The organism is Pseudomonas kribbensis (genome assembly GCF_003352185.1).
Taxonomy (GTDB): Bacteria; Pseudomonadota; Gammaproteobacteria; order Pseudomonadales; family Pseudomonadaceae; genus Aquipseudomonas; species Aquipseudomonas kribbensis.
Genome location: NZ_CP029608.1, coordinates 1,542,181 through 1,567,502 on the forward strand (window position 1 = coordinate 1,542,181; position 25,322 = coordinate 1,567,502).

22 protein-coding genes are annotated in these 25,322 nt (G+C 62.0%); 11 read left to right on the forward strand and 11 right to left on the reverse strand.

All coding sequences use genetic code 11. The features are described from left to right. The first annotated feature begins 156 nt into the window (after positions 1–156). Genes DLD99_RS07105 through pcaC form a run of 4 tightly spaced genes read left to right on the forward strand, consistent with a single transcriptional unit; the run spans position 157 to position 4,070 of the window. Positions 157–1,452, forward strand: a complete 1,296-nt coding sequence (locus tag DLD99_RS07105) for an MFS family transporter (RefSeq protein ID WP_114881728.1) — start codon at positions 157–159, stop codon at positions 1,450–1,452. A 46-nt stretch (positions 1,453–1,498) separates the two neighbouring features. Next, positions 1,499–2,863: a 3-carboxy-cis,cis-muconate cycloisomerase gene (locus DLD99_RS07110; RefSeq protein WP_114881729.1), complete on the forward strand. Its 1,365-nt coding sequence runs from the start codon at positions 1,499–1,501 to the stop codon at positions 2,861–2,863. A gap of 12 nt (positions 2,864–2,875) precedes the next feature. Continuing rightward, the gene (gene pcaD / locus DLD99_RS07115; RefSeq protein ID WP_114881730.1) at positions 2,876–3,667 is read left to right on the forward strand and encodes a 3-oxoadipate enol-lactonase; all 792 of its coding nucleotides are present in this window, start codon (positions 2,876–2,878) and stop codon (positions 3,665–3,667) included. Between the two features lie 10 nt (positions 3,668–3,677). Next, positions 3,678–4,070: a 4-carboxymuconolactone decarboxylase gene (gene pcaC / locus DLD99_RS07120; RefSeq protein ID WP_041070503.1), complete on the forward strand. Its 393-nt coding sequence runs from the start codon at positions 3,678–3,680 to the stop codon at positions 4,068–4,070. 51 nt (positions 4,071–4,121) lie between these two features. On the opposite strand, the gene DLD99_RS07125 is transcribed toward pcaC, so the two are convergent. The 5 genes from DLD99_RS07125 to emhA form a co-directional block, all read right to left on the reverse strand. Then, positions 4,122–4,928 (reverse strand): methyltransferase domain-containing protein, encoded by an 807-nt coding sequence (locus DLD99_RS07125; RefSeq protein ID WP_114881731.1) that lies wholly within the window; start codon positions 4,926–4,928, stop codon positions 4,122–4,124. A 178-nt stretch (positions 4,929–5,106) separates the two neighbouring features. Next, positions 5,107–6,366: an OprD family porin gene (locus tag DLD99_RS07130; protein ID WP_114881732.1), complete on the reverse strand. Its 1,260-nt coding sequence runs from the start codon at positions 6,364–6,366 to the stop codon at positions 5,107–5,109. A gap of 291 nt (positions 6,367–6,657) precedes the next feature. Further along, positions 6,658–8,118 (reverse strand): efflux RND transporter outer membrane subunit EmhC, encoded by a 1,461-nt coding sequence (emhC, locus tag DLD99_RS07135; protein ID WP_085712977.1) that lies wholly within the window; start codon positions 8,116–8,118, stop codon positions 6,658–6,660. Continuing rightward, complete coding sequence (gene emhB / locus DLD99_RS07140; RefSeq protein WP_114881733.1) at positions 8,115–11,264, reverse strand: efflux RND transporter permease subunit EmhB; 3,150 nt, start codon at positions 11,262–11,264, stop codon at positions 8,115–8,117. Before emhB ends, emhC begins: the two co-directional genes overlap by 4 nt. A 3-nt stretch (positions 11,265–11,267) precedes the next feature. Beyond that, the gene (gene emhA / locus DLD99_RS07145; RefSeq protein ID WP_114881734.1) at positions 11,268–12,422 is read right to left on the reverse strand and encodes an efflux RND transporter periplasmic adaptor subunit EmhA; all 1,155 of its coding nucleotides are present in this window, start codon (positions 12,420–12,422) and stop codon (positions 11,268–11,270) included. A gap of 267 nt (positions 12,423–12,689) precedes the next feature. Between emhA and emhR the strand changes: the two genes are divergently transcribed. Beyond that, a complete protein-coding gene (gene emhR / locus DLD99_RS07150; RefSeq protein ID WP_114881735.1) occupies positions 12,690–13,322 on the forward strand; it encodes an efflux system transcriptional repressor EmhR in 633 nt (210 codons plus the stop codon). A 241-nt stretch (positions 13,323–13,563) separates the two neighbouring features. Here the strand turns inward: emhR and DLD99_RS07155 are convergent, their stop codons facing one another. The 3 genes from DLD99_RS07155 to DLD99_RS07165 are packed head-to-tail and all read right to left on the reverse strand — an operon-like array spanning position 13,564 to position 16,146. Then, a complete protein-coding gene (locus DLD99_RS07155) occupies positions 13,564–14,613 on the reverse strand; it encodes an alkene reductase (protein ID WP_085712981.1) in 1,050 nt (349 codons plus the stop codon). A gap of 32 nt (positions 14,614–14,645) precedes the next feature. Continuing rightward, positions 14,646–15,809, reverse strand: a complete 1,164-nt coding sequence (locus DLD99_RS07160; RefSeq protein WP_114881736.1) for an MFS transporter — start codon at positions 15,807–15,809, stop codon at positions 14,646–14,648. 34 nt (positions 15,810–15,843) lie between these two features. Beyond that, positions 15,844–16,146 (reverse strand): ArsR/SmtB family transcription factor, encoded by a 303-nt coding sequence (locus DLD99_RS07165; RefSeq protein WP_114881737.1) that lies wholly within the window; start codon positions 16,144–16,146, stop codon positions 15,844–15,846. Between the two features lie 171 nt (positions 16,147–16,317). Between DLD99_RS07165 and DLD99_RS07170 the strand changes: the two genes are divergently transcribed. Then, the gene (locus DLD99_RS07170) at positions 16,318–16,890 is read left to right on the forward strand and encodes an acyl carrier protein phosphodiesterase (protein WP_114881738.1); all 573 of its coding nucleotides are present in this window, start codon (positions 16,318–16,320) and stop codon (positions 16,888–16,890) included. A 14-nt stretch (positions 16,891–16,904) separates the two neighbouring features. Here DLD99_RS07170 and DLD99_RS07175 read toward each other — a convergent pair whose 3' ends face one another. Together DLD99_RS07175 and olsB are read right to left on the reverse strand one after the other, a co-directional pair. Then, positions 16,905–17,699, reverse strand: coding sequence for a lysophospholipid acyltransferase family protein (locus tag DLD99_RS07175; protein ID WP_114881739.1), 795 nt, complete (start codon positions 17,697–17,699; stop codon positions 16,905–16,907). After that, positions 17,699–18,454 (reverse strand): L-ornithine N(alpha)-acyltransferase, encoded by a 756-nt coding sequence (gene olsB / locus DLD99_RS07180; protein WP_085712985.1) that lies wholly within the window; start codon positions 18,452–18,454, stop codon positions 17,699–17,701. The genes DLD99_RS07175 and olsB overlap by 1 nt, the downstream gene beginning before the upstream one ends. Before the next feature lie 153 nt (positions 18,455–18,607). On the opposite strand from olsB, the gene DLD99_RS07185 reads away from it, so the two are divergent. From DLD99_RS07185 to DLD99_RS07205, 5 genes are all read left to right on the forward strand, one after another. Further along, entirely contained in the window at positions 18,608–19,513 is a 906-nt protein-coding gene (locus DLD99_RS07185; protein WP_114881740.1) for an acyl-CoA dehydrogenase middle domain-containing protein, read from the forward strand. 31 nt (positions 19,514–19,544) lie between these two features. Beyond that, complete coding sequence (locus tag DLD99_RS07190; protein WP_114881741.1) at positions 19,545–20,624, forward strand: serine hydrolase domain-containing protein; 1,080 nt, start codon at positions 19,545–19,547, stop codon at positions 20,622–20,624. Further along, complete coding sequence (locus tag DLD99_RS07195; protein WP_114881742.1) at positions 20,621–20,923, forward strand: amidase; 303 nt, start codon at positions 20,621–20,623, stop codon at positions 20,921–20,923. Before DLD99_RS07190 ends, DLD99_RS07195 begins: the two co-directional genes overlap by 4 nt. Before the next feature lie 81 nt (positions 20,924–21,004). After that, positions 21,005–21,595 (forward strand): YceI family protein, encoded by a 591-nt coding sequence (locus tag DLD99_RS07200; RefSeq protein ID WP_114881743.1) that lies wholly within the window; start codon positions 21,005–21,007, stop codon positions 21,593–21,595. Between the two features lies 1 nt (position 21,596). Continuing rightward, the gene (locus tag DLD99_RS07205) at positions 21,597–22,754 is read left to right on the forward strand and encodes a phospholipase D-like domain-containing protein (RefSeq protein ID WP_114881744.1); all 1,158 of its coding nucleotides are present in this window, start codon (positions 21,597–21,599) and stop codon (positions 22,752–22,754) included. A gap of 54 nt (positions 22,755–22,808) precedes the next feature. On the opposite strand, the gene bglX is transcribed toward DLD99_RS07205, so the two are convergent. Next, entirely contained in the window at positions 22,809–25,100 is a 2,292-nt protein-coding gene (gene bglX, locus DLD99_RS07210; protein WP_114881745.1) for a beta-glucosidase BglX, read from the reverse strand. Between the last annotated feature and the right edge of the window lie 222 nt (positions 25,101–25,322).

The following is a 25,322-nucleotide window of genomic DNA, read 5'->3' on the forward strand; positions in this document are numbered from 1 at the left end:
GCGATTGCGGAGTGTCATTCAGCACAAAGGTTGGTGATGTACCGCCATCGCGAGCAGGCTCGCTCCCACTGGGGGAACTGTGTTGCTGGTCCAATGTGGAACGGGACTGTTGCGAAGTGTGTCTAGACTCTCACTGTCCCTATCGAGTGAAAAACAATGACAACCACCACCTCTCATTACACCGGCGAAGAGCGCAGCAAGCGCATCTTCGCCATCGTCGGCGCCTCGTCCGGCAACCTCGTCGAATGGTTCGACTTCTATGTCTACGCCTTCTGTGCGATCTATTTCGCCCCGGCGTTTTTCCCCTCGGACAACCCCACGGTGCAGTTGGTCAACACCGCTGGCGTGTTCGCGGCCGGGTTCCTGATGCGACCGATCGGCGGCTGGATCTTCGGCCGGGTAGCGGACAAGCACGGGCGCAAGAATTCGATGCTGATCTCGATTCTGATGATGTGCTTCGGCTCGTTGCTCATCGCCTGTCTGCCGACCTACAACAGCATCGGCGTCTGGGCGCCGGTGCTGTTGCTGTTCGCGCGTCTGCTGCAAGGCTTGTCGGTGGGCGGTGAGTACGGCGCCACGGCGACCTACATGAGCGAAGTCGCGCTCAAGGGCCAGCGCGGTTTCTTCGCCTCGTTCCAGTACGTGACGCTGATCGGCGGGCAACTGCTGGCGGTGCTGGTGGTGGTGATCCTGCAGCAGTTTCTTTCTGAAGACGAACTGCGGGCCTACGGCTGGCGGATTCCCTTTGTGGTCGGGGCGGTGGCGGCGCTGATTTCGCTGTTCCTGCGTCGTACCCTGAAAGAAACCACCAACAAGGAAACCCGTGAACACAAGGACGCCGGCAGCATCGCTGCGCTGTTCCGCGATCACAAAGCCGCGTTTATCACCGTGCTGGGTTACACCGCTGGTGGCTCGCTGATTTTCTACACCTTCACCACGTACATGCAGAAGTACCTGGTGAACACCGCCGGCATGCACGCCAAGACCGCCAGTTTCATCATGACCGGCGCGCTCTTCTTATATATGTGCATGCAGCCGCTGTTCGGCATGCTCGCCGACAAGATCGGCCGGCGTAACTCGATGCTCTGGTTCGGCGCCCTCGGTACGCTGTTCACCGTGCCGATCCTGCTGAGCCTGAAAAGCGTCAGCAGCCCGTTCCTGGCCTTTGTGCTGATCACCGTGGCGCTGGCAATCGTCAGTTTCTACACCTCGATCAGCGGCCTGGTGAAAGCCGAAATGTTCCCGCCGGAAGTCCGCGCCCTTGGCGTCGGCCTGGCCTACGCGGTGGCCAACGCGATCTTCGGCGGTTCGGCGGAATATGTGGCTCTGAGCCTCAAGGCCGGGGGCATGGAAAACGCCTTCTATTGGTACGTCACGGTGATGATGGCGGTAGCGTTCCTGTTCAGCCTGCGCCTGCCGAAACAGGCCGCGTATTTGCACCACGATCTCTAAACCGAAGTGCGCGGGCAGCGATGGCCCGCGCCGGCAAGGACTGTTTATGACTCAGCGACCGGGCAATCAATTGTTCGATGCCTACTTCACTGCCCGCGAAATGCGCGAGGTGTTCTGCGATCAGGGCCGGGTGCAGGCGATGCTCGACTTCGAAGCGGCGCTGGCCCGGGCCGAAGCGCGGGTCGGGGTGATTCCGGCGAGTGCAGTGGCATCCATCGAGAACGCCTGCCGCGCCGAGCTGTTTGATTTCGCAGCGTTGGGTGAAACCATCGCCACGGCGGGCAATTCGGCGATTCCGCTGGTCAAGGCGTTGGGCAAACGGATCGCGGCATCCAACGCTGAAGCCGAACGTTATGTGCATCTGGGCGCCACTAGTCAGGACGTGATGGATTCCGGGCTGGTGCTGCAATTACGTCAGGCGCTGGAATTGATCGAAGGGGAGCTGGCGCAACTGGCCGGCTCCCTCGCCACTCAGGCGCAGCGCCACGCCGCGACGCCGCTGGCCGGACGCACCTGGCTGCAACACGCAACGCCGGTCACTCTCGGCATGAAGATCGCCGGTTGGCTCGGCGCCGTGACCCGCAGCCGTCAGCGTCTGCGCGAACTCAAGCCACGGCTGCTGATGCTGCAATTCGGCGGTGCGTCCGGGACCCTCGCGGCGCTGGGCGAACAGGCGTTGCCGATTGCCCGTGCGCTGGCCGAAGAACTGAATCTGACCCTGCCGGAACAACCCTGGCATACCCAGCGTGATCGCATTGTCGAGTTCGGCGCAGTGCTCGGTCTGATCGCCGGCAGCCTCGGCAAACTCGGCCGCGACATCAGCCTGTTGATGCAGACCGAAGCGGCGGAAGTGTTCGAACCGTCGGCGCCGGGCAAGGGCGGCTCCTCGACCATGCCGCACAAGCGCAACCCGGTGGGCGCGGCGGTGCTGATTGGTGCAGCGACCCGCGTGCCGGGTCTGGTGTCGACGCTGTTCAGCGCCATGCCCCAGGAGCACGAACGCAGCCTCGGTCTGTGGCACGCCGAATGGGAAACCCTGCCGGAAATCTGCTGCCTGGTGTCGGGCGCGCTGCAACAGGCGCGGCTGCTGGCTGATGGTCTGGAAGTCGATGCCGCGCGCATGGCCCGCAACCTCGAATTGACCCAAGGTCTGGTGCTGGCCGAAGCGGTGAGCATCGTGCTCGCGCAACGGGTCGGACGCGACATCGCGCATCATCTGCTCGAACAATGTTGCAAACGGGCGGTGGCCGAACAACGCCATCTGCGTGCGGTACTCGGTGACGAGCCGCAAGTGACCGCCGAACTGAGCGCAACAGAACTGGATCATTTGCTTGATCCCGCCCGCTACCTCGGTCAGGCGCAGGTCTGGGTCGAGCGGGCGGTGGCCGAACACAACGCATTGTCTGATTGAAAGGAGAGGGCTGTGGCTTTCGTTCAACTCGCCGATGGCGAACTGTATTACTCATTGGAAGGCCCGGTTGATGCGCCGGTGCTGGTGCTGTCCAACTCGCTGGGCACCGACCTGCACATGTGGGACGCCCAGATGCCGGCGTTCACCGAGCACTTTCGGGTGCTGCGTTTCGACACCCGTGGTCACGGCCAGTCGCTGGTGACACCGGGCCCCTACAGCATCGAGCAACTGGGCCGCGACGTGCTGGCGCTGCTGGATGCGCTGCACATCGAACGTGCGCATTTCTGCGGTCTGTCCATGGGCGGCTTGATCGGCCAGTGGCTGGGGATCAACGCCGGCCAGCGTCTGAACAAACTGATCGTCTGCAACACCGCCGCCAAAATCGGCGATCCGTCGGTGTGGAATCCGCGCATCGAAACCGTGTTGCGTGACGGCCCGGCGGCGATGGTCGCGTTGCGCGATGCTTCGATTGCCCGTTGGTTTACGCCGGACTACTCGGCGGCCCATCCGGCAGCGGCCAAGAAGATCACCGACATGCTCGCGGCCACCAATCCTGAAGGTTACGCCGCCAACTGCGCGGCGGTGCGCGATGCGGATTTTCGCGATCAACTGGCGTCGATCACTGTTCCGTTGCTGGTGATTACCGGTTCGGAAGATGCGGTGACGCCACCGTCCGGCGGGCACTTCATTCAGGAGCATGTGCGCGGCGCCGAATACGCCGAGTTCTATGCCGCACACCTTTCCAACGTTCAGGCCGGCGACGCGTTCAGCGATCGTGTGCTGACGTTCCTGCTGGCCGCCTGAGGAGATTTCCGTGGACGAAAAACAACGTTATGACGACGGCATGCAAGTGCGCCGCGCGGTGCTCGGTGATGCCCATGTCGATCGCAGCCTGACCACGCTGACCGAGTTCAACTCGGAATTCCAGGAGATGATCACCCGGCACGCCTGGGGCGACATCTGGACCCGTCCGGGCCTGCCGCGCCACACCCGCAGCCTGATCACCATCGCCATGCTGATCGGCATGAACCGCGAAGGCGAACTCAAGTTGCACCTGCGCGCAGCAGCCAACAACGGCGTGAGCCGTGGCGAGATCAAGGAAGTGATCATGCAGAGCGCGATCTACTGCGGGATTCCGGCGGCGAATGCGACGTTTCATCTGGCCGAATCGGTGTGGGATGAGCTGGGTATCGAATCACGCGAGTAATCGTTGAATTCGAGGGAACGCAGCCTGTGGAAGGCTGCGATCCTTTGAGCTTCACACCTTGGCGACAATGAATATCCGCTTGAACGGAAACAGCGTATGCCCGTCGTCCTCCTGCGGATAATGCGCATGCACCCGCATCAGGTAGTGATAGATGAAGCGCGCCTGTTCCTCCGGCGTCAGTCCCTGCATCACCGGCCGCAGCGCCGACACTTTCACCCAGTCATAAACCGGCGACTTGCCGTCGACCACCTGCAACTGCTCGGTTTCCCAGATCTCCAGGGACCGGGTCAGCGGCGCAAGCAAACGGTAGTAATCCTCCAGCGACAACAACGGCCGCGCCGCCATGCGCTGGCGCAGTTGCGGGCTGCCCAGCGGTTGGCCACCGGGGCCGGCATCCTCGAGGGTATCGAGCATCAGGCGATACCACAGCGCATCGCGCCAGTCGGGCATGTGGGCGGCCAGGCATCCGCCGGGGTTGAGGTGGCGGAGCAATCCCGGCAACAGCGTTTGATGGTCATCGATGAAATGCAGCACGGCCGCGGCAAACAGCAGGTCAGCCGGCTTGCGGGGTTTCCAGTGGTGCAGCTCGGCGTGTTGCCAGCGCGCCTTGATCGGCAGACAGCGGGCGACCTGAAGCATGTCTTGCGAACTGTCGATGCCTTTGAGATCTGCCCGGGGCCAGCGATCTGCAAGAACCTTCGTGGCAATTCCGGTGCCGCAACCGAGATCGTAGATGCGTTGAGGATCGTGCAGATCGACGCGGCCGAGCAGTTCATCGACTGGTTGTTGCCTGAGACGGGAAAACTGCTGATACGCCCTGGCATCCCAATCGGGAGCCGGTTTGACTCGAGTGATCATGAGGTGGTCCTCCGATGATCGGCAGTGTCTTCCGGTGACAGCCTGGCTCAAGTCCCGGGGGGACCAACATCAACAGATAACGGAAGCGGGAAGGGTGGAGCGCCTGAGTCCTTCAGGTGCATCCACTGTACTCAACGATGGGTGACGATCCATGAATCCTGACGGATGGCGCTGGCCACTAGAGCAGGTTGATCGGGTAGCTGACGATCACCCGGTTCTCGTCGAACTCGTTATTGCTGTAGTCACGGCGCATGGTCGAGTTGCGCCATCTGACGTTCAGGTTCTTCAGCGTGCCGCTCTGCACGGTGTAGCCCAGTTCCGATTCGCGGCCCCATTCCTTGCCGTCGGTGATGGTGCCGGTGTGTACGTTGTCGCCGCTGAGGTAGCGGTTCATCAGGGTCAGCCCGGGAATGCCGAGGGCGGCGAAGTTGTAGTCGTGGCGGATTTGCCAGGAGCGTTCCTGAGCGTTGTCATAGCTTGAGTTGTAGCTGTCGTTGGCCAGGGTCCCGCCGCTGGTGCCGTTGACCCGCATCCAGTTGCTGTCGCCGGTGAGTTTCTGCAGGCCGACGTAGAAGGTGTTGCCGCCGTAGCGCGCGGAGAACAGTCCCGACCAGGTCTTGTTGTCGAGCTTGCCGGCCCGGGCGCTGCCGTCATCCTTGCCGTAGAAGAAACCGAGGTTGGCGCCCAGGGTCCAGTCGCCGAGCGGCTGGCTGTGGATCAGGTTGACGTATTGCTGGCTGTAGATGTCCTTGAGTTCGGCGTTCCACAGGCCGATCTGCGTGCGCTTGTCGTTGAACGCATACTCACCGCCCTGAAAGTTGAAGCGATCCGAAGTGAACGCCGCTTTGCCGAACATCGACATGTCGCTCATGCTGCTGTCGTCGCGCGGGCTGTTGGCGCGGAACTGGCCGCCGTAGAGGGTCAGGCCGTCGATTTCCTTCGAGGTGATCTGCCCGCCGCGAAAGGTCTGCGGCAGCGAGCGACCGTCGTCCGAGCGCAGGATCGGCAGTACCGGCATCCACTCGCCGACCTTGATTTCGGTCTGCGACAGTCTGGCCTTGAACGCCACGTTGGTGCGCCCGAAGGTGTCCGCCGGACGACCGTCATGGTCCAGCGGCAACAGTTGCGTGCCTCCCGTGCCTTTGCCGCCATCGAGTTTCACCGAGTACAACCCCAATACGTCCATGCCGAAACCGACGGTGCCCTGGGTGAAACCGGATTTGGCGTCGAGGATGAAACTCTGCGTCCATTCCTGCGCCATACCCTGGGCCTTGGTCGGGTTGGTGAAGTTGCGGTTGATGTAGAAGTTGCGCAGGTTCAGGTCGGCCTTGGCTCCGTCGATGAAGCCTGCTTCTTCAGCGGCCGCGGGCAGGGCGGTGCCGACCAGAGCCAGGGCAATCAGGCCGGGAAGGGCGTATGGCGCAGTGGGATGGGTCATCGCAGGGTCTCTTTTTTATTTTTTTGAAGACGAACGGGATCCGTTGCAGCCGTTTCAGGGGCTGACACGAGGTTGCAATATCGGGAGGTTTCGGCTGGTGTCAGCCGGACGGGGCAGGGCACGGATACATGGTGTCGAACCTGTTGTTATTGGTTTTGTGGCTCGAATGGTGCGGGGCGTGAGTGGCGCGGTTCAATCGCTGAAAGCGGGTTCCGGGCGATTATCGAACGCAAGATGAGCGATAAACAAAAAGCCCACCGAATGGTGGGCTTTTTGTTTATCGCGAGACGATCAGAACAACTTCATCTTCGGCGCTTCTTCTTTTAACGGTTCGTTCTGCGCGGTTTGCGCATTCCAGCCGCCACCCAGTGCCTTGTACAGGTTGACCGCACTGGTCAGCTGCGCGAGGCGGTCGGTGATCAGGGCCTGTTGGGCGCTGAACAGCTGACGCTGGGCATCAAGGAAGGTCAGGTTGCTGTCGACGCCGATGCGATAGCGACGCTCGGCCAGACGGTAGTAGTCCTGGTTCGCGGCGACGAAATCACGCTGGGCCTGCAGCTGCTCGGTGTAGGTCTGGCGCGCGGCCAGGCCGTCGGCGACTTCCTGGAAGGCCGTTTGAATGGACTTCTCGTAGTTCGCCACGCCAATATCCTTCTGGATCTTGGCGTAGTCCAGGCTGGCGCGCAGGCTGCCGGCGTTGAAGATCGGCAGGTTGATCTGCGGCTGGAACAGCCAGGTGCCCGAACCTCCCTTGAACAGGCCGGACAGGTCCGGGCTCAGGCTGCCCGCGTTGGCGGTCAGGCTGATGCTCGGGAAGAACGCTGCACGGGCGGCGCCGATGTTGGCGTTGGCCGCCTTCAGGTTGTATTCGGCCTGAAGGATGTCCGGACGACGTTGCAGCAGATCCGACGGCAGACCGGCCGGCACATCGCTGAGCAGGTCATCCGACAGCGGTTTGGCCGCTTGCAGGTTGGCCGGCACGCCGGTGCCGAGCAGCAGGGTCAGGCTGTTTTCGTCCTGAGCCACCTGGCGGGTGTAACGCGCCAGTTGGGCACGGGCGTTCTCGACCGAAGTGCGCGACTGCGCCAGGTCCAGTGCCGAGGCCACACCGACTTCGTTGCTGCGGCTGGTCAGCTTGTAGCTTTCCTCGAAGGCACCGAGGGTGTCCTGAGTCAGCTTCAGCAGTTCCTTGTCGGCCTGCCAGGTCAGGTAGGCGTTGGCCACGCTGGCCACCAGGCTGATCTGGGTGCTGCGGCGCGCTTCTTCGGTGGCGAAGTATTGTTGCAGCGCTTGTTCGCTCAGGCTGCGAACCCGACCGAACAGGTCGAGCTCGTAGGCGCTGATGCCGACGGTAGCAGTGTAGGAACTGGTGATGTTCGCTTCACCGGTCTGCGACGCACGGGCCGGAACCCGCTGACGGCTGCCGCTGGCATTGGCGGAAACCGCCGGGAACAGGTCGGCTCGCTGGATGCGGTATTGAGCCGCATAGGCGTCGATGTTCAGCGCCGCGACACGCAGGTCGCGGTTGTTTTCCAGGGCAACCTGGATCAGCTGTTGCAGGGCAGGGTCATGGAAAAACTGCTTCCAGCCCTGCTCGGCAGCGGCCTGCGCCGGTGCCTGGGCCGGCGAGTACGCCGGACCCTGCGGGAATTGCGCGGCCACCGGTGCTTCAGGCTGCTGATAATCCGGTATCAGCGAGCAACCGCTCAGCACGAAGGCGGCGACTGCGATGGAGAGTAGCGACTTGCTCATTGGCCAGCCTCTTTAGGAGTTTCTTTGGTGTCATCCTCGCCAGCGATTTTGCGCTGACCCATGGACGACACAGTGACGAAGAACAGTGGGACCCAGAAGATCGCCAGGATCGTGGCCGTGAGCATACCGCCAATCACGCCGGTACCGATCGCGTGTTGACTGCCCGAGCCTGCACCGGTGGAGATGGCCAACGGTACAACACCGAGGACGAACGCCAGCGAGGTCATGATGATCGGTCGCAGACGCATGCGGCAGGCTTCGATCGCCGCATCGCGCAGACTGCGCCCTTGCTCGTGCAGCTCCTTGGCGAATTCGACGATCAGAATGGCGTTTTTAGCCGCCAGACCGATGGTCGTCAACAGGCCCACCTGGAAGTACACGTCGTTCGACAGACCGCGCAGGCTGGTGGCCATCAGCGCACCGATGATCCCCAGTGGCACCACGAGCATGACCGCGATCGGGATCGACCAGCTTTCATACAGCGCCGCCAGACACAGGAACACCATCAGCAGCGACAGGGCGTACAGCGCTGGCGCTTGCGAGCCGGACAGACGTTCCTCGTAGGACAGACCGGTCCAGGAAATACCGACACCCGGCGGCAGCTTGGCAGCAATCGCTTCGACTTCGGCCATCGCTTCACCAGTGGAGTAACCCGGCGCCGGAGAACCGAGGATCTCCATCGCTTCTACACCGTTGTAACGTGCCAGTTTCGGCGAACCGTAGATCCACTCGCCCTTGGCGAACGCGGAGAACGGAACCATGGTGCCGGCGCTGTTGCGCACGTACCACTTCTTCAGGTCTTCAGGGCTCATGCGAGCACCGGCCTGACCTTGTACGTAAACCTTCTTCACACGACCGCGGTCGATGAAGTCGTTGACGTAGCTACTGCCGAAGGAGATCGACAGGGTGCTGTTGATGTCGGACAGGCTCAAGCCCAGGGCACGGGCCTTCTCGTCGTCGATTTCAAGGTGGTATTGCGGCTCGTCGTTCAGACCGTTCGGACGCACCTGGTAGAGCACCTTGCTCTGCGCGGCCATGCCGAGGAACTGGTTACGGGCTTCCATCAGCTTGTCGTGACCGATACCGGCGCGGTCCTGCAGGAACACGTCGAAACCGGTGGCGTTACCCAACTCCAGTACGGCTGGTGGGGCGAAAGCAAACACCATCGCATCGCGGAAGCTGAAGAAGTGCTGCTGGGCACGCTGGGCCAGGGCAAACACGCTGTTGCTCGCGTCACGCTCGTGCCAAGGCTTGAGCATGATGAACGCCAGACCGGAACTCTGGCCGCGACCGGCGAAGTTGAAGCCGTTCACGGTGAACACCGAGGCTACCGAACTGGATTCTTTATCCAGCAGGTAGGAACGCATTTCATCGATCACCACCTGCGTCCGCTCGGCACTGGAGCCGGCCGGGGTCTGTACCTGGGCGAACAGTACGCCCTGGTCTTCTTCCGGCAGGAACGCCGTCGGAATGCGGGTGAACAGCCAGATCATGCCGACCACGATCAGGATGTACGCCAACAGGTACGGCGCCTTGCGCTGCAGAATGTTGCCGACACCGCGCTCGTAGCTACGAACGCTGCGGTCGAAGTTGCGGTTGAACCAGCCGAAGAAACCTTTTTTCGGCGTGCCGTGCTCGCCTTTCGGAATCGCCTTGAGCATGGTTGCGCAGAGTGCCGGGGTGAAGATCAGCGCAACCATTACCGACAGGGCCATGGCCGAGACGATGGTGATCGAGAACTGACGGTAGATCACACCAGTGGAGCCGCTGAAGAACGCCATCGGCAGCAGTACCGCCGACAGTACGAGGGCGATACCGACCAGGGCGCCCTGGATCTGGCCCATGGACTTCTTGGTCGCTTCCTTCGGTGACAGGCCTTCTTCGGCCATCACCCGCTCGACGTTTTCCACCACGACGATGGCATCGTCCACCAGCAAGCCGATGGCCAATACCATACCGAACATGGTCAGGGTGTTGATGCTGAAACCGGCGGCCGCGAGGATGCCGAACGTACCGAGCAATACCACCGGCACGGTCATCGTGGTGATGACGGTGGCGCGGAAGTTCTGCAGGAACAGGAACATCACCAGGAACACCAGCGCGATCGCTTCGACCAGGGTTTCAACCACACCCTTGATCGATTCGGTCACCACCGGGGTGGTGTCGTACGGGAACACTACTTCCATACCTTGCGGGAAGAACGGCTTGAGGTCGTCAATCGTCTTGCGCAGGGCTTTTGCGGTGTCGAGGGCGTTGGCGCCGTTGGCCAGTTTCACCGCCAGACCGGAAGCCGGTTTGCCGTTGAACTGGGCCGCGATACTGGAGTTTTCACCACCCAGACCGACATCGGCGACATCACCGATACGGACTTGCGAGCCATCCTGGTTGACCTTCAGCAGAATCGCCTTGAACTGCTCGGCAGTCTGCAGACGGGTCTTGCCGATGATCGTGGCGTTCAGTTGCTGGCCTGGCAGCGCCGGCAGACCGCCGAGCTGACCGGACGAAATCTGCACGTTCTGCGCCGAGATCGCGGCGCTGACATCGGCCGGGGTCAGGTTGTATTTGTTCAGCTTGGCCGGATCGAGCCAGATACGCATCGCGTACTGGGCACCGAAGACCTGGAAGTCACCGACACCGGCGGTCCGGGAGATCGGGTCCTGCATGTTCGACACGATGTAGTTGGACAGGTCGTCCTTGGACATGCTGCCGTCACGCGATACCACGCCGATCACCAGCAGGAAGTTCTTCACTGCCTTGGTCACGCGGATACCCTGTTGCTGCACTTCCTGCGGCAACAGCGGGGTGGCCAGGTTCAGCTTGTTCTGGACCTGGACCTGCGCGGTGTCGGAGTTGGTGCCTTGCTCGAAGGTTGCGGTGATGGTCATGCTGCCGTCGGAGTTACTTTCCGACGACACATAACGCAGGTTGTCGATACCGTTGAGCTGTTGCTCGATCACCTGCACCACGGTGTCCTGGACCGTCTGTGCCGAAGCACCCGGGTAGGTCACGGAAATCGCAATGGCCGGTGGCGCAATGCTCGGGTACTGGTTGATCGGCAACTTGAGGATCGATAGAGCCCCGACCAGCATGATCACCAGGGCAATTACCCAGGCGAAAATCGGACGGTCGATAAAAAATTTCGACATGAGTTACTCCCCTTTGCCGCCGTAGGCTTTGTCAGCTGCCTTGGCGGGTGCCGGGTTCTTGGCTACGTTGGTCGCTTCGGTCGGATTGACCTGAACACCCGGACGCACGAACTGCAGCCCTTCGGTGATCAGGCGATCGCCGGCTTTCAGGCCGTCTTCGATCAGCCACTGGCTGCCGACGGTGCGGCTGGCCTTGAGCTGACGCAGTTCGACCTTGTTGTCCGCACCGACGACCAGCGCGGTCGGGGTGCCCTTGAGGTCACGGGTCACGCCTTGTTGCGGCGCCAGGATGGCGGCGGCGTTGACACCGGCCTGCAGCTGGGCGCGCACGAACATGCCTGGCAACAGGGTGTGATCCGGGTTCGGGAACACGGCGCGCAGGGTCACGGAGCCGGTGGTCGGGTCGACCGACACTTCGGAGAATTCCAGCTTACCGTCGAGCTTGTACTGGCTGCCGTCTTCCAGGGTCAGCTTGACCGCAGCGGCGTTGTCGCCAGCCTTCTGCAGGCGACCGCTTTCCAGTTCACGGCGCAGCTCCAGCAGTTCGACCGAGGACTGCGTCACGTCGACGTAGATCGGGTCCAGTTGCTGGATGGTCGCCATCGCATCGGACTGGCCGTTGCTGACCAGTGCGCCTTCGGTGACCGAAGAGCGACCGATACGCCCGGAGATCGGCGCGTAGACCTTGGTGTAACGCACGTTGATCTGCGCGCTCTGCAGCGAAGCTTCCGATTGCAGGCGGTTGGACACGGCGGTGTCGTATTCCTGGCGGCTCACGGCCTGCTCGTCGACCAGTTGCTTGTAGCGGTCGGAGATCGACTTGGTCGAACGCAGGTTGGCTTCGGCGCTTTTCAGGGTCGCTTCATAGACCGACGGATCGATCTGATACAGCTGCTGGCCGGCTTTGACATCGCCGCCTTCCTTGAACAGACGCTTGAGAATGATGCCGTTGACCTGCGGACGGACTTCAGCGATGCGGAACGCACTGGTGCGGCCCGGAAGTTCCGACGTGAGGGTAAAGGCTTGTGGTTGCAGGGTGACGACGCCGACCTGAGGAGGTGGTGCGGCGGGAGCCGCCTCTTCCTTTTTACATCCGCTGAGCAGCGATGCCAGGGCGACGGCAGTGACCAGAGCGGTAACAGCTGGCTTGAATTGCATGAAGATCCTCGGGTCAGGCGCGCGAAAAGCGCACAAGAAGTGTGGAAGGGTAAAAAAAGGTTACCGGGTGGATAAGTAGCTTGCTAAGGAATATACTTACGTTCATGGTTGTTTGTAAACACCTTGGCTGCGTACCCAACCGGTTACAAAGGTCGTGGCAAGGTCTGAAATTGTAGGCCGGGGGAGTCGATCCGCGAGAGATCCACCCCTTTTTATTCAGCGGATATTCAGCCATCCCTGAAACATCCTGTTTGAGGTTTTACTGCCATGGTTCGTCGTACCAAAGAGGAAGCTCAGGAAACGCGAAGCCAGATTCTGGAAGCCGCCGAAAAAGCTTTCTTCGAGAGGGGAGTGGCCCGCACCACGCTCTCCGATATCGCGAGCCTGGCCGGCGTGACGCGGGGTGCCATCTATTGGCACTTCAGCAACAAGGCCGATTTGCTGCAGGCGATGCTCGATACGCTGCACGAGCCGCTGGACGAGCTGGCCAAGGCCAGCGAAAGCGAGGACGAACCCGACCCGCTGGGCTGCATGCGCAAGCTGCTGATTCATTTGTTTCATCAAGTTGCGCTGGACCCGAAGACCCGGCGTATCAACGAAATTCTGTTTCATAAGTGCGAATTCACCGATGAAATGTGCGACCTGCGCCAACAGCGCCGGACCGCCAGCCTCGATTGCAATGTGCGGATCGCGCTGACATTGAGTAATGCGGTCAATCGTGGGCAACTGCCGGCGGACCTCGACACCGCCCGCGCTGCCATCAGCATTCACGCCTTTATCGATGGCATCCTGTATCAGTGGCTGCTGGCCCCGGACAGCTTCGAGCTGTACGCCGAAGCCGAGCGCTGGGTCGATACAGGGCTGGATATGCTGCGCTGGAGCCCCAGCCTGCGCAAATGAAACAAAATGCGTAATTGGATCAGGTTGTGTCAATGAAGGAGGCGGATGAAGATCCCTGTTCGTTCGCCTCGCCGCAGTGGATTGCTTTTATATACCTCAACCCATCGAGTTGATACGTAGCGAACTACGTATTTTGTAGGGATTTTGTGTCAAACCTGTGAGCGATTCGCGAACCCCGCGCCCAATAAAAAGCCCCCGGCTCTCACGAGTCGGGGGCTTTTTTGCGCTTCTGCGCTGCGACTTACAGCGTCGGGTAGTCGAGGTAACCGACCGCGCCTTTGCCGTAGAAGGTTTCCGGGTGCGGCTGGTTCAGCGGCGCGTCGGCCTTCAGACGGGCCGGCAGGTCCGGGTTGGCGATGAACGGGATGCCGAACGCCACGGCGTCAGCCTTGCCCTCGGCCAGCCACGCGTTGGCGCTGTCCTTGGTGAAGCGCTCGTTGGCGATGTACGCGCCGCCGAAAGCTTCTTTCAGCTGTGGGCCGAGGCTGTCGGCGCCTTCTTTTTCGCGGGAGCAGATGAAGGCGATGCCACGCTTGCCCAGTTCGCGGGCGACGTAGGTGAAGGTTTCGGCCAGGTTGTCGTCGCCCATGTCATGGGAGTCGGCACGCGGAGCCAGGTGTACACCGACACGGCCGGCGCCCCAGACTTCGATGGCGGCGTCGGTCACTTCCAGCAGCAGGCGGGCACGGTTTTCCAGGGAACCGCCGTAGTTGTCGGTGCGCTGGTTGGTGCTGCTTTGCAGGAACTGGTCGAGCAGGTAGCCGTTGGCGCCGTGGATTTCCACGCCGTCGAAACCCGCGGCCTTGGCGTTTTCCGCACCGACGCGGTAGGCGTCGACAATGTCGGCGATTTCAGCGGTTTCCAGCGCGCGTGGCGTCGGGAAGTCGGCCAGTGGGCGAACCAGGCTGACGTGGCCTTTCGGCTGGATCGCGCTCGGTGCAACCGGGGTTTCGCCGTTAAGGTACGACGGGTGGGAAATCCGACCCACGTGCCACAGTTGCAGGACGATCTTGCCACCGGCGGCGTGAACAGCCTTGGTCACGTTGGTCCAGCCGCGCACCTGATCGTTGGACCAGATGCCCGGGGTGTCCGGGTAGCCGACGCCCATCGGGGTCACCGAAGTGGCTTCACTGAGGATCAGGCCGGCCGAGGCGCGTTGTACGTAGTATTCGGCCATCAGTGCGTTCGGTACGCGGCCTTCGTCGGCGCGGCAGCGGGTCAGCGGCGCCATGATGATGCGGTTGGACAGCTCGAGGTCGCCCAGTTTGATCGGATCGAAAATTGTTGCCATGAGATACAACCCTCGTGAAGTAAGTGAGTGAATCAGTTAGCGGTGGCCAGCTCGGGATTACCGTTCCGGCGGAATGTGATCAGGGTGACCAGCAGGGCCAGGATCGCCAGCGCCGCAGCGGCAAGGGGCACGCTGGTCAGGCCGTAGCCGTGGGCGATGACGCTGCCGCCGACCCAGGCACCGAGGGCGTTGCCGACGTTGAAGGCGCCGATGTTCAAGGTCGACACCAGGTTCGGTGCGGCCTGGCCGTAGGTCACGACGTTCACTTGCAGGGCAGGCACGGCGGCGAAACACGCGGTGGCCCAGAGGAACAGGGTGATTTCGGTCGGGATCAGCGCGACGCTGGTCCAGGTCAGGACGGTGGAGGTCACGGCCATGGCGATGAACACGCCGATCAGCGTCGCGGCCAGGCCTTTGTCGGCCAGTTTGCCGCCGATGATGTTGCCGACGGTCAGGCCCAGGCCGATCAACATCAGGGTCCAGGTCACGCCACGGGGCGAAACACCGGTGACATCGCCCAGCAGCGGTGCGACGTAGGTGAACAGGGTGAATACCGAGGCGGCGAACAGCGCGGTCATGCTCAGGGACAGCCAGATCCCGGCGCCTTTGAGCGCGGCCAGTTCGGCGCGCATGTCGAGTTTTTCTTCGTCATGCTTGGCCGGCAGGAAGCGGATCAGGCCGATCAGCGCGACGACACCGATCACGGTCACTGCCCAGAAGGTCGAACGCCAGCCGGCTTCCTGACCGAGCGCGGTGCCCAGCGGTACGCCCAACACGTTGGCGAGGGTCAGGCCGGTGAACATCAGGGCCACGGCCGAAGCGCGTTTGTTCGGCGCCACCAGGTTGGCCGCGACCACCGAACCGATGCCGAAGAACGCACCGTGGCACAGGGCGGTGACCACTCGGGCGAACATCAGCACCTCGTAGTCAGTGGCGATGGCACAGAGCAGGTTGCCGATAATGAAGATGCCCATCAGCGCCACCAGTGCAGCCTTGCGCGGCAGTTTGGCGGTGGCCATCGCCATGAACGGTGCACCGATGGCCACGCCCAGGGCGTAACCGGTCACCAGCCAGCCGGCGCCGGGGATCGACACGCCGAGATCCGCCGCCACATCGGGCAACAGGCCCATGATGACGAATTCCGTGGTGCCGATGGCGAAGGCGCTCAGGGCGAGTATGAGGAGCGAGAGGGGCATCATTTAGTCCTTTTCGGCTGGCTGACGTTAAGGGTCAGAGCTCTTTACTGAGAGTGCTGAGGAACGCCTGGATCACGTCCTCGTTACGTTTGAAAAAGTGCCACTGCCCGGCCTTCTGGCTGCTGATCAGCCCGGCCCGTTGCAGGGTGGCCAGGTGGGCGGAGACGGTTGATTGCGACAGGCCGCAGCGTTGGTCGATCTGCCCGGCGCAGATGCCGTACTCGTGGTTGTGGATCTGTTCCGGAAACTGGGTTTTCGGGTCTTTCAGCCAGTTGAGGATGTCTCGCCGTACTGGGTGTGCCAGGGCTTTTATTATTTCGTCGAGGTCAATGTTCATGGCTGGTTGCTCGTGATGTGTGTAGCGCTATATCGCGATGAGGCGAACTTTAAATCGGTATTTCGCGATATACCAATATGAATTCGATCTGACGACCGCATAAATCGGTATATCGGGTTATAACGATATGTGAGGTGTAAACAAACGCGGGCGCGGTGCTAAGCTGCGCCCATGAACTATCTCGCACATTTGCACCTCGGTGGCCAGCGCCCCGGTCAACTGCTCGGCAGTCTTTATGGCGATTTCGTCAAAGGACGGCTGCAAGGGCAGTTCGATCCGGAGATCGAAGCGGCGATTGCCCTGCATCGTCAGATCGATGTGTTCACCGATCGCCACCCGTTGGTCGACGCTTCACTGGCGCGGTTTTCCACGACCCGCCGCCGTTACGCCGGCATCGTCCTCGACGTGTTCTTCGACCATTGCCTGGCCCGGGACTGGACGCTGTACGCCGACCGGCCGTTGGGGCAATTCACCACCGACGTTTATCGCGTGCTGTCCAGCGAGCGGCAATTGCCCGAGCGCCTGGCGAAGATCGCCCCGCACATGGTGGCCAATGACTGGTTGGGTTCGTATCAGGAATTCGAAGTGCTGGAGCAGGTGCTGCGCGGGATTTCCCGGCGCCTGAGCAAGCCTGAAGAACTGGCGGGGGCGATGCAGGAATTGCGGCGTCTGTACGAACCGCTCAGTGATGACTTTCGCTTGTTCTACCCACAACTGCAGGACTTCGCCGGTCGGCAGTTGTAGGCAGAGAATGACGATCAGGCAGCGATCAGCTCGCCTGTACGACGCGGCTCGGCCGGTTTGGTCACCTCGCCGAACAACGCTTTCTGCACCGCTTGCTGGGCTTCGTACGCCAGTGCCGCGCGTTCCCGACCCTGGCAGGCAATCGGCTTGAGCAGGTGAACTTCCACATCGCCGCAATCGTTGCTGAACAGACGCATCAGGTGCGACAGCAGATCATCGTCGCCAATGAACGGTGCCAGCGTGTCGATCTCGCCGTCGCGCAGATAACGGATCGCCACCGGTTGCAGCATCACTTCCGAATCAATCGCCGCCGACAGCAGGCGACCATGAAAGGTACGCAGCGAACGGCCATCGGTGGTGGTGCCTTCCGGGAACATCAGCAGCGGATGATCGGTTTGCAGGTGACGGGTCATCTGCTTGCGGATCAACTGGCTGTCGCCCGAGCCGCGACGGATGAACAGGCTGCCAGCCTTCGCTGCGAGCCAGCCGGCCACCGGCCAGGTGCGCACTTCGGCCTTGGACAGAAACGACAGCGGCGTGAGCATGCCGAGCAGCGGAATGTCAGTCCACGACACATGGTTGCTGACCCACAGCATTGGCTGCTTCGGCAGTTCACCATGGACGGTCACGCGAAAGGGCAGGGCATTGCTCAGGCGCGCCATGAAAAAACGCGACCAGCGCTGCCGGCGTTGCATCGAATGGGCCAGCCCCAGACGTTCGAAAACCCCGAAGACACTGGCCATGCTCAAGCCCAGCGTCACCACCAGCAGCACCCGCGCGATCCGCGCGTACACCCGCAGCCGGCTCATCACACGGCCGCCTTGAAGTGCTTGGCGTAGCGCGGGCAGAGTTCGTCGCGCTTGAGCAGGATGAACACGTCGGCGACCTGGAAATCTTCGTCCCAGCACGGCTCGCCGCAGATCTTTGCGCCCAGGCGCATGTAGGCCTTGAGCAGCGGCGGCATTTCGGCGATCACGTTCGAAGGAAGATCCAGCGTTGGCAGCGGATTCTTCGGTTCGGCGCGCAGGTGTTCGGTGCACAGATAACGTTCGCGCAGGCGCTGCATGATCGCGTGGGCCTGTACGCCGCCGTCCTGCATCGGGATGCTCGCGCACCCCATCAGATAGCTGTAGCCGCCCTGATTGAGGACTTCGGCCAGCTCGCCCCAAAGTACGGCGATGGTGCCGCCGTTGCGGTAGGCCGGGTCGACGCAGGTGCGGCCGATTTCCAGGATCGGGCCTTGCAGACCGGCGAGGCCGTGCAGGCTGAATTCTTCTTCGCTGTAGAACTTGCCCAGGCTGCTGGCGGCGGTGTGATCGAGCAAGCGGGTGGTCGCCACCAGGCGGCCGGTGTTCAGGTCACGCACGCCGATGTGGCTGCAGTGAACATCATAGTCATCCATGTCCAGACCCAGTTCCGCGCCTTTCAGCTTGGCGTTGAACTCGCCGCTGAACACGTTGAAGCGCAAGGCCTGGGCTTGCTGCAAGGCCTCGGCGCCGATCAGGCGTTCGGCTTGCAGGCGGCGTTCATTGCCGGTGTCGCTGATGCGGGCGATCTGAGTCATTTGAATCTCCGTACGGGCCTTTAACCCGTCTTGGGTTACAGCCGATCGACTTTCTTTATGCAGCTGTGTTGTGCAAAGTCAGGCTATGTAGCCCCGGTGTCATCGCCATGAATGTTTGGTGATGCTTATATGACAGCCCACGAGGAGCCTCTGATGACCTGGTCGACCCTGCTTGAATGTCGCGAACGCCTGCCCGCCGTTGCCGATCTGGCGGAGGGTTTCGCCACGTTGCTGCATCAACTGGGCAGCGTCACGCCGTTCGAACTGGCGGTGGCGGGAGGGCGGCGAATGGCGACGCCGGGGCTGGCATTTCTGGTGGGCTATCAGGCGGCGTTGCGGATGCTCTGGCCGAGTGCGCCGCCGAGCCTGGGCGCGTTATGTGCGACCGAACAGCGCAGCCTGCGCCCGGCGGACATGCAGACCCGGCTGACAGATTTGCGCCTGAACGGGCAAAAGGATTTCGTCACCGCCGGCGATGCGGCGGACTGGCTACTGATCGCTGCGCGCAGTGAGCAACCCGGCGAATCACCGCGCCTGAGTCTGGCAGTGGTGTACCCCGGTGAATCCGGCGTGCGGGTGGAAAAACTCCCGGCACTGCCGTTGATGCCGGACATCAGCCATGGCCGCTTGCACCTCGACGACGCGCTGTGCGAGCTGCTCGCCGGGGACGGTTGGGACGCTTACGTCAAACCGTTCCGAACCCTTGAAGACGTTTACGTGTTGAGCGCAATGACTGCATGGCTGTACGGCGTCGGTCAGGACAGTGGCTGGCCGCAGCCGCTGCAATTGCGTTTGCTGGCGCTGTTGGCCGGGTGTGCGGAGGTCAGTCGGCAGCCGCCGAACAATCCGGCGGGGCATGTGTTACTCGGTGGCTTGTTTGCGCAGTTCGACGGGCTCAAGCCAGAGGTCGATCAGGCATTGCGCGACAGTCGTCCGGAGTGGGCGGCGATGTGGCAGCGTGATCAGGCACTGATGCAACTGGCAGCAGGCGCACGGGCCAAACGACTGGCCAAGGCGCTGGCGGCAAGCCAAAACACATCTGTCATGAACGCCGGCTAGGCTTGGCAGGTTCATTCCCAGAGCCCTCACCATGTTCAAAGGCCTGTCCCTGTTTCTGCTGCTGATCAGCTTCACGGTTCAGGCCGAACAATGGCCGGGGGAGCAGTGGCCGGCTGGTCCGAAAATCGCCGGCCCGGCCGTTGAAGCACTGGAGGCCTATGCCTTCCCGACCCGCGATGACAACACTCGCAAAGGCATCCGTACCGATGCCTTGCTGGTGATCCGCGACGGCCAGCTCATCTACGAACGCTACGCCGCTGCAACCACCGCCGACACCCCGCACCTGACCTGGTCCATCAGCAAAAGCCTGATGGCTACGGTACTCGGCGTGGCCTACGGTGAAGGTTTGTTCAAGCTCGATGACCCGGCCGCAAAATATTATCCGGTGCTGGAAAAACACCCGGCCATCACCCTCAAGGATCTTCTGCACTGGGCCTCGGGCATCGACTGGCAGGAAGACTACGAATACGCCCCGCTGAAATCCTCGGTGGTGGCGATGCTCTACACCCGCGGCCACCGCGACATGGCCGCCTTTACTGCCCATCACGACAGTTACGCGCCAGCGGGTCAGGCGTTCCGCTATTCCAGCGGTGACAGCAATCTGTTGGCCGCAGCGCTGAAAACCATCGTCGGCCCGCAGCGGTATCCGGACTATCCATGGACAGCGCTTTTCGATCCGTTGGGCATCCGCCACGCCACCTGGGAAACCGATGCTACGGGCACTTTCGTCGCGTCTTCCTATGCCTACCTGACGGCCCGGGATCTGGCGCGAATCGGCCTGCTGATGGAACGGGACGGACGCTGGAACGACCGGCAGTTGTTGCCCAAGGATTGGGTCGCCTTCAATCGCGAACCCTTCGCCGGCTACAAGGCTAATCAGGACGAAGCCGTGCCCGGCGGCCACTGGTGGCTCAATCGCCCGGCGGCCGGCGCCGCCTCGCCGTGGCCCGATGCACCGCCCGACACCTTCGCCGCCCTCGGCCATTGGGGCCAGGTGCTGTATGTGATCCCGAGCGAAAAACTGGTGATCGTGCGCTACGGTGATGACCGCGACGGCAGCTATCGCCACAACGAATTGCTCAAGCGCGTGCTCGGGGCGGTGCGGCCATGAAACTGTTCAGACGCATCCTGCTGGTGCTGCTGGTCGTGCTGCTGGGCTGGGGCTGGCATGAACGGGAAAACCTGTGGGCCTTCCCCGACATCATCAGTGCCTATACCGCCAAGGAATACTGTTCGTGCCGCTACGTGATGAACAACGACGCCGAATACTGTCGGGGCTACGTCAAACAGTGGTTGCCCGGTGAGCTGACCGATGACAGCACGCAAAAACTCGTCAGAGCCAGTGGCATGGGCCGTAGCAACAGCGCCCAATGGCAGGGCGAACGTCAGGGCTGTCGTCTCAAGCCCTGATCGGCAAAAACAACTACCGGTTTGCATCCCGGCTTCAGGCAGTTAAGGTTCGTCCAGGTTTATCGGCCCCACGAGTCTTCAATGTTCAACCGTTCTCTGTGCAACGCCTTCGCCGGCCTGCTGCTGGGCGCCGCTGCGCTGCCGGCCCAGGCCAACTGGTATCTGGACGGCGAGTCATCGCGGCTGTCGTTCGTCAGCACGAAAAACGCCAATATTTCCGAGGTGCAGCGCTTTCTGGTGTTGCACGGCAAGGTCGATCCCGATGGCCACGCCGAAGTCGAGGTCGAGCTGGACTCGATCAACAGCGGCATCCCGCTGCGCGACGAGCGCATGCGCAAGGAGCTGTTCCAGATCGAACAATTTCCCGAAGCGACCATCACAACGCAGATCGACCTGCGCCCGATCAACGATCTGGCCCCCGGCGCGCAGCTTGAATTGCGCCTGCCGCTGACGGTCAACCTGCACGGCAAGCAGCATGAATACCCTGCAGAACTGCTCGCCACGCGTCTCGATGACCGACGCTTTCAAGTGGTGACCCTGGAGCCGCTGGTGATCAGCGCCGAGGATTTCGATCTGCTGCCGGGCCTGGAAAACCTGCGCAACATGGCCGGCCTGTCGGCCATCAGTCTGTCGGTGCCGGTGGGTGCGGTGCTGATCTTCACGGCGCGCTGACATGCGCGGCGCAGTGTTCCCGTGGCGGGACGGCAATCGCTTCGAACTGTTGATCGACGGCCCGCAATTCTTCCCGCGCATGCTGGAAGAAATCGCCAGCGCTCGCGAGCAGATCGAACTGGAGTTGTATCTGGTGGAGGCCGGCGCCTGTGCCGAAACCGTGATTCAGGCGCTGGTGCTGGCGGCCGAGCGGGGCGTGCGGGTGCGTTGCCTGTTCGATGATTACGGCAGCCTCGCGCTCACTCTGACCCTGCGTCAGCGCCTGACCCTCGCCGGGGTCGAGCTGCGTTTCTACAATCGCTTGAGCTGGCGGCGCTGGGTCGGCAATTTCTATCGCGATCACCGCAAGCTGCTGCTGGTCGATCAGCGTCTGGCGGTGGTCGGCGGCACCGGGCTCACCGACGAGTTCTGGCAGCCGGGCCACGACACCAGCGAATGGCACGAAGTGATGGTGCACATCACCGGCCCCCTGGTGCTCGACTGGCAACTGCTGTTCGACCGCCAATGGATCGCCAACCGCCATCGCCGTGCCTGGAAGCCTCACGCGAATTTCGGCCTGCCGCGATTGCCGCGCGTACCCGACACGGGCGAGGGCATGGGCCGCGTGGCCTATGCCGATGCCCGCCAGCATCGCGATATTCTGCAATCACTGTTCCGCGCCCTGAACAGTGGCCAGAAGCGTATCTGGCTGGCGACGCCGTACTTTCTGCCGACCTGGAAAATCCGTCGCTCCCTGCGCAAGGCTGCTGCCCGTGGTCTCGATGTGCGCCTGCTGTTGACCGGGCCGCGCACCGATCATCCGTCGGTGCGCTACGCCGGGCATCGCTACTATCCGCGCCTGCTCAAGGCCGGGGTGAAGATCTTCGAATACCAGCCGTGTTTCCTGCACCTGAAAATGGTGCTGGTGGACGATTGGGTGAGCATCGGTTCGTGCAACTTCGACCACTGGAATCTGCGCTTCAACCTTGAGGCGAATCTGGAGGCGCTGGATCCGTCACTGACGGCAGCGGCGGTGGCGAGTTTCGAGAAGGACTTCGGCCTGAGTCAGCAGGTGAGTCTGGAGGAATGGCAGCGCCGGCCGTTGTGGCGGCGGGTGAAGCAGCGGATCTGGGGCTGGGTGGATCGGGTGGTGGTCAATCTGCTGGACAGACGCGGCTAGTCGCAGTTGATCGTTCCCACGCGGAGCGTGGGAACGATCGGTTAGCTTTTACCGTTACAGCAACTCGAAGCTCTGCTGCGTCACATCCTGGGAGTCCAGGCCGATCTGCACGTTGAACTTGCCAGGCTCGGCCGCGTACTTGAGCTGGGCGTTGTAGAACTTCAGGTCGTCTTCGCTGATGGTGAAGTGCACAACCTTCTGCTCGCCGGCCTTGAGCATGATTTTCTGGAAGTTCTTCAGCTCCTTGACCGGACGGATCATCGAACCGGTGACGTCCTGAATGTACAACTGCACCACGGTTTCGCCGTCACGCTTGCCGGTGTTTTTCACCGTGACACTGGCGTCGAGCTTGCCGGTGGCGTTCAGGGTGGTCGACGACAGCGCCATGTCGCTCAGCGCGAAATCGGTGTAGCTCAGGCCGAAACCGAACGGGAACAGCGGTCCGGTGGTGTCATCGAAATACTGCGAGGTGTAGTTGCCCGGTTTGCCCGGCGTGAACGGCCGGCCAATGCTCAGGTGGTTGTAGTAGGTCGGGATCTGGCCCACGGAACGCGGGAAGGTCACCGGCAGTTTGCCCGACGGGTTGTAGTCGCCGAACAGCACGTCGGCGATGGCGTTGCCGCCCTCGGTGCCGCTGAACCAGGTTTCCAGGATCGCATCAGCCTGTTCTTTCTCCTGAAGTATCGTCAGCGGACGGCCGTTCATCAGCACCAGCACCAGCGGCTTGCCGGTGGCTTTCAGGGCGCGGATCAGCTCACGCTGGTTTTCCGGGATGTTCAGGTCGGTACGGCTCGACGATTCGTGGGACATGCCACGGGATTCGCCCACGGCCGCGACCACCACGTCAGCGTCCTTCGCGGCTTTCACCGCTTCGTCGATCAGCACGTTGGCCGGGCGCGGGTCATCGACCACTTCCGGCGCATCGAAGTTGAGGAAGTTCAGGTAGTCGAGGACTTTCTTGTCGCTGGTGATGTTGGCGCCACGGGCGTAGATCAGGTTCGCCTTGTCGCCGATCACGTTGCTCATACCGTCGAACAGGGTCACCGATTGCGCCGGACGGCCGGCGGCGGCCCAACTGCCCATCATGTCGATCGGCGCCTTGGCCAGCGGGCCGACCAGGGCGACTTTCGCGGTTTTCTTCAGCGGCAGGGTTTCGTTCTGGTTCTTCAGCAGCACCAGGCTGCGACGCGCCACTTCGCGGGCTTCGGCGCGGTGCAGTCGGCTGTCGGCGTAGGTGTCGACCGGATCGTCTTCAGCCTTGCCGATGCGCAGGTATGGGTCCTTGAACAGGCCCATGTCGTACTTGGCGGCGAGGACTTCACGCACGGCGTTGTCGATGTCTTTCTGTTCGATCTCGCCGGACTTGAGCAGCCCCGGCAGCTCTTTGCCGTACAGGGTGTCGTTCATGCTCATGTCGATGCCGGCCTTGATCGCCAGCTTTGCCGCTTCGCGACCGTCGGCGGCGACGCCGTGCTTGATCAGCTCGAAGATCGCGCCGTGGTCGCTGACTGCCAGGCCCTTGAAGCCCCATTCCTTGCGCAACAGGTCGTTCATCAGCCAGGTGTTGGCGGTGGCCGGGATGCCGTTGATCGAGTTCAGCGCGACCATCACGCCACCGGCGCCGGCATCAATTGCGGCGCGGTACGGCGGCAGGTAGTCCTGGTACATCTTCACCGGGCTCATGTCCACGGTGTTGTAGTCGCGACCGCCCTCGACCGCGCCGTACAGGGCGAAGTGCTTGACGCTGGCCATGATGCTGTCGGCCGCGCTCGGCGTGTCGCCCTGATAGGCCTTGACCATGACTTTGGCGATACGCGAAGTCAGGTAGGTGTCTTCACCGAAGCCTTCGGAGCTGCGGCCCCAGCGCGGGTCGCGGGAGATGTCGACCATCGGCGCAAAGGTGATGTCGAGGCTGTCGGCTGCCGCCTCTTTGGCGGCGATCCGCCCGGACTGGCCGATGGCGTCCATGTCCCAGCTCGATGCGAGGGCCAATGGAATCGGGAAAATCGTACGGTGACCGTGGATCACGTCGTACGCGAAAAACATCGGGATCTTCAGGCGGCTGCGCATGGCAGCGTCCTGCATCGGACGGTTTTCCGGGCGGGTGATCGAGTTGAACGTGCCACCGATGTTACCGGCGGCGATCTCTTTGCGGATCAACTCGCGGGGCATTTCCGGGCCGATGCTGATCAGGCGCAACTGGCCGATCTTCTCGTCGAGGGTCATTTGTTTCATCAGGTTACTGATGAACGCGTCCTTGTTTTCCAGAGGTACCGGGGTCGTGGCGGCCAGTACCTGATGACTGGCCAGGCTGACGAACAGGCCCAGCAAACACAGCTTCTTCATGAATAGTTTTCTCAAGGGCCTAAACGGCGTTACAACGCCGGCCAGCCAAAATTTAGGGAGCGACTATTGTTGTTCGGGTGCTGATTCAAAAAACGACAGCCGAATGTACGTCGACAGTTTCGGCGACGTGATCGCGCAGGGCCTCTTTTTAGCCCATCGGCCCGCTGCAATCCAGTGGCGCGGGCGATTATGCCCCAAGAGCCGGTTCAGAAGGTTTCACGC

Coding starts and splice junctions, on each gene's coding strand:
- DLD99_RS07105 (WP_114881728.1), top strand. CDS start 157: ATGACAACCACCACCTCTCATTACACCGGCGAAGAGCGCAGCAAGCGC.
- DLD99_RS07185 (WP_114881740.1), top strand. CDS start 18,608: ATGACCTGGTCGACCCTGCTTGAATGTCGCGAACGCCTGCCCGCCGTT.
- DLD99_RS07195 (WP_114881742.1), top strand. CDS start 20,621: ATGAAACTGTTCAGACGCATCCTGCTGGTGCTGCTGGTCGTGCTGCTG.
- bglX (WP_114881745.1), bottom strand. CDS start 25,100: ATGAAGAAGCTGTGTTTGCTGGGCCTGTTCGTCAGCCTGGCCAGTCAT.
- olsB (WP_085712985.1), bottom strand. CDS start 18,454: ATGACTCAGATCGCCCGCATCAGCGACACCGGCAATGAACGCCGCCTG.
- emhA (WP_114881734.1), bottom strand. CDS start 12,422: ATGCAATTCAAGCCAGCTGTTACCGCTCTGGTCACTGCCGTCGCCCTG.
- emhC (WP_085712977.1), bottom strand. CDS start 8,118: ATGAGCAAGTCGCTACTCTCCATCGCAGTCGCCGCCTTCGTGCTGAGC.
- DLD99_RS07165 (WP_114881737.1), bottom strand. CDS start 16,146: ATGAACATTGACCTCGACGAAATAATAAAAGCCCTGGCACACCCAGTA.
- DLD99_RS07155 (WP_085712981.1), bottom strand. CDS start 14,613: ATGGCAACAATTTTCGATCCGATCAAACTGGGCGACCTCGAGCTGTCC.
- DLD99_RS07130 (WP_114881732.1), bottom strand. CDS start 6,366: ATGACCCATCCCACTGCGCCATACGCCCTTCCCGGCCTGATTGCCCTG.
- DLD99_RS07175 (WP_114881739.1), bottom strand. CDS start 17,699: ATGAGCCGGCTGCGGGTGTACGCGCGGATCGCGCGGGTGCTGCTGGTG.
- emhB (WP_114881733.1), bottom strand. CDS start 11,264: ATGTCGAAATTTTTTATCGACCGTCCGATTTTCGCCTGGGTAATTGCC.
- DLD99_RS07190 (WP_114881741.1), top strand. CDS start 19,545: ATGTTCAAAGGCCTGTCCCTGTTTCTGCTGCTGATCAGCTTCACGGTT.
- DLD99_RS07205 (WP_114881744.1), top strand. CDS start 21,597: ATGCGCGGCGCAGTGTTCCCGTGGCGGGACGGCAATCGCTTCGAACTG.
- DLD99_RS07170 (WP_114881738.1), top strand. CDS start 16,318: ATGAACTATCTCGCACATTTGCACCTCGGTGGCCAGCGCCCCGGTCAA.
- DLD99_RS07110 (WP_114881729.1), top strand. CDS start 1,499: ATGACTCAGCGACCGGGCAATCAATTGTTCGATGCCTACTTCACTGCC.
- emhR (WP_114881735.1), top strand. CDS start 12,690: ATGGTTCGTCGTACCAAAGAGGAAGCTCAGGAAACGCGAAGCCAGATT.
- DLD99_RS07160 (WP_114881736.1), bottom strand. CDS start 15,809: ATGCCCCTCTCGCTCCTCATACTCGCCCTGAGCGCCTTCGCCATCGGC.
- DLD99_RS07200 (WP_114881743.1), top strand. CDS start 21,005: ATGTTCAACCGTTCTCTGTGCAACGCCTTCGCCGGCCTGCTGCTGGGC.
- DLD99_RS07125 (WP_114881731.1), bottom strand. CDS start 4,928: ATGATCACTCGAGTCAAACCGGCTCCCGATTGGGATGCCAGGGCGTAT.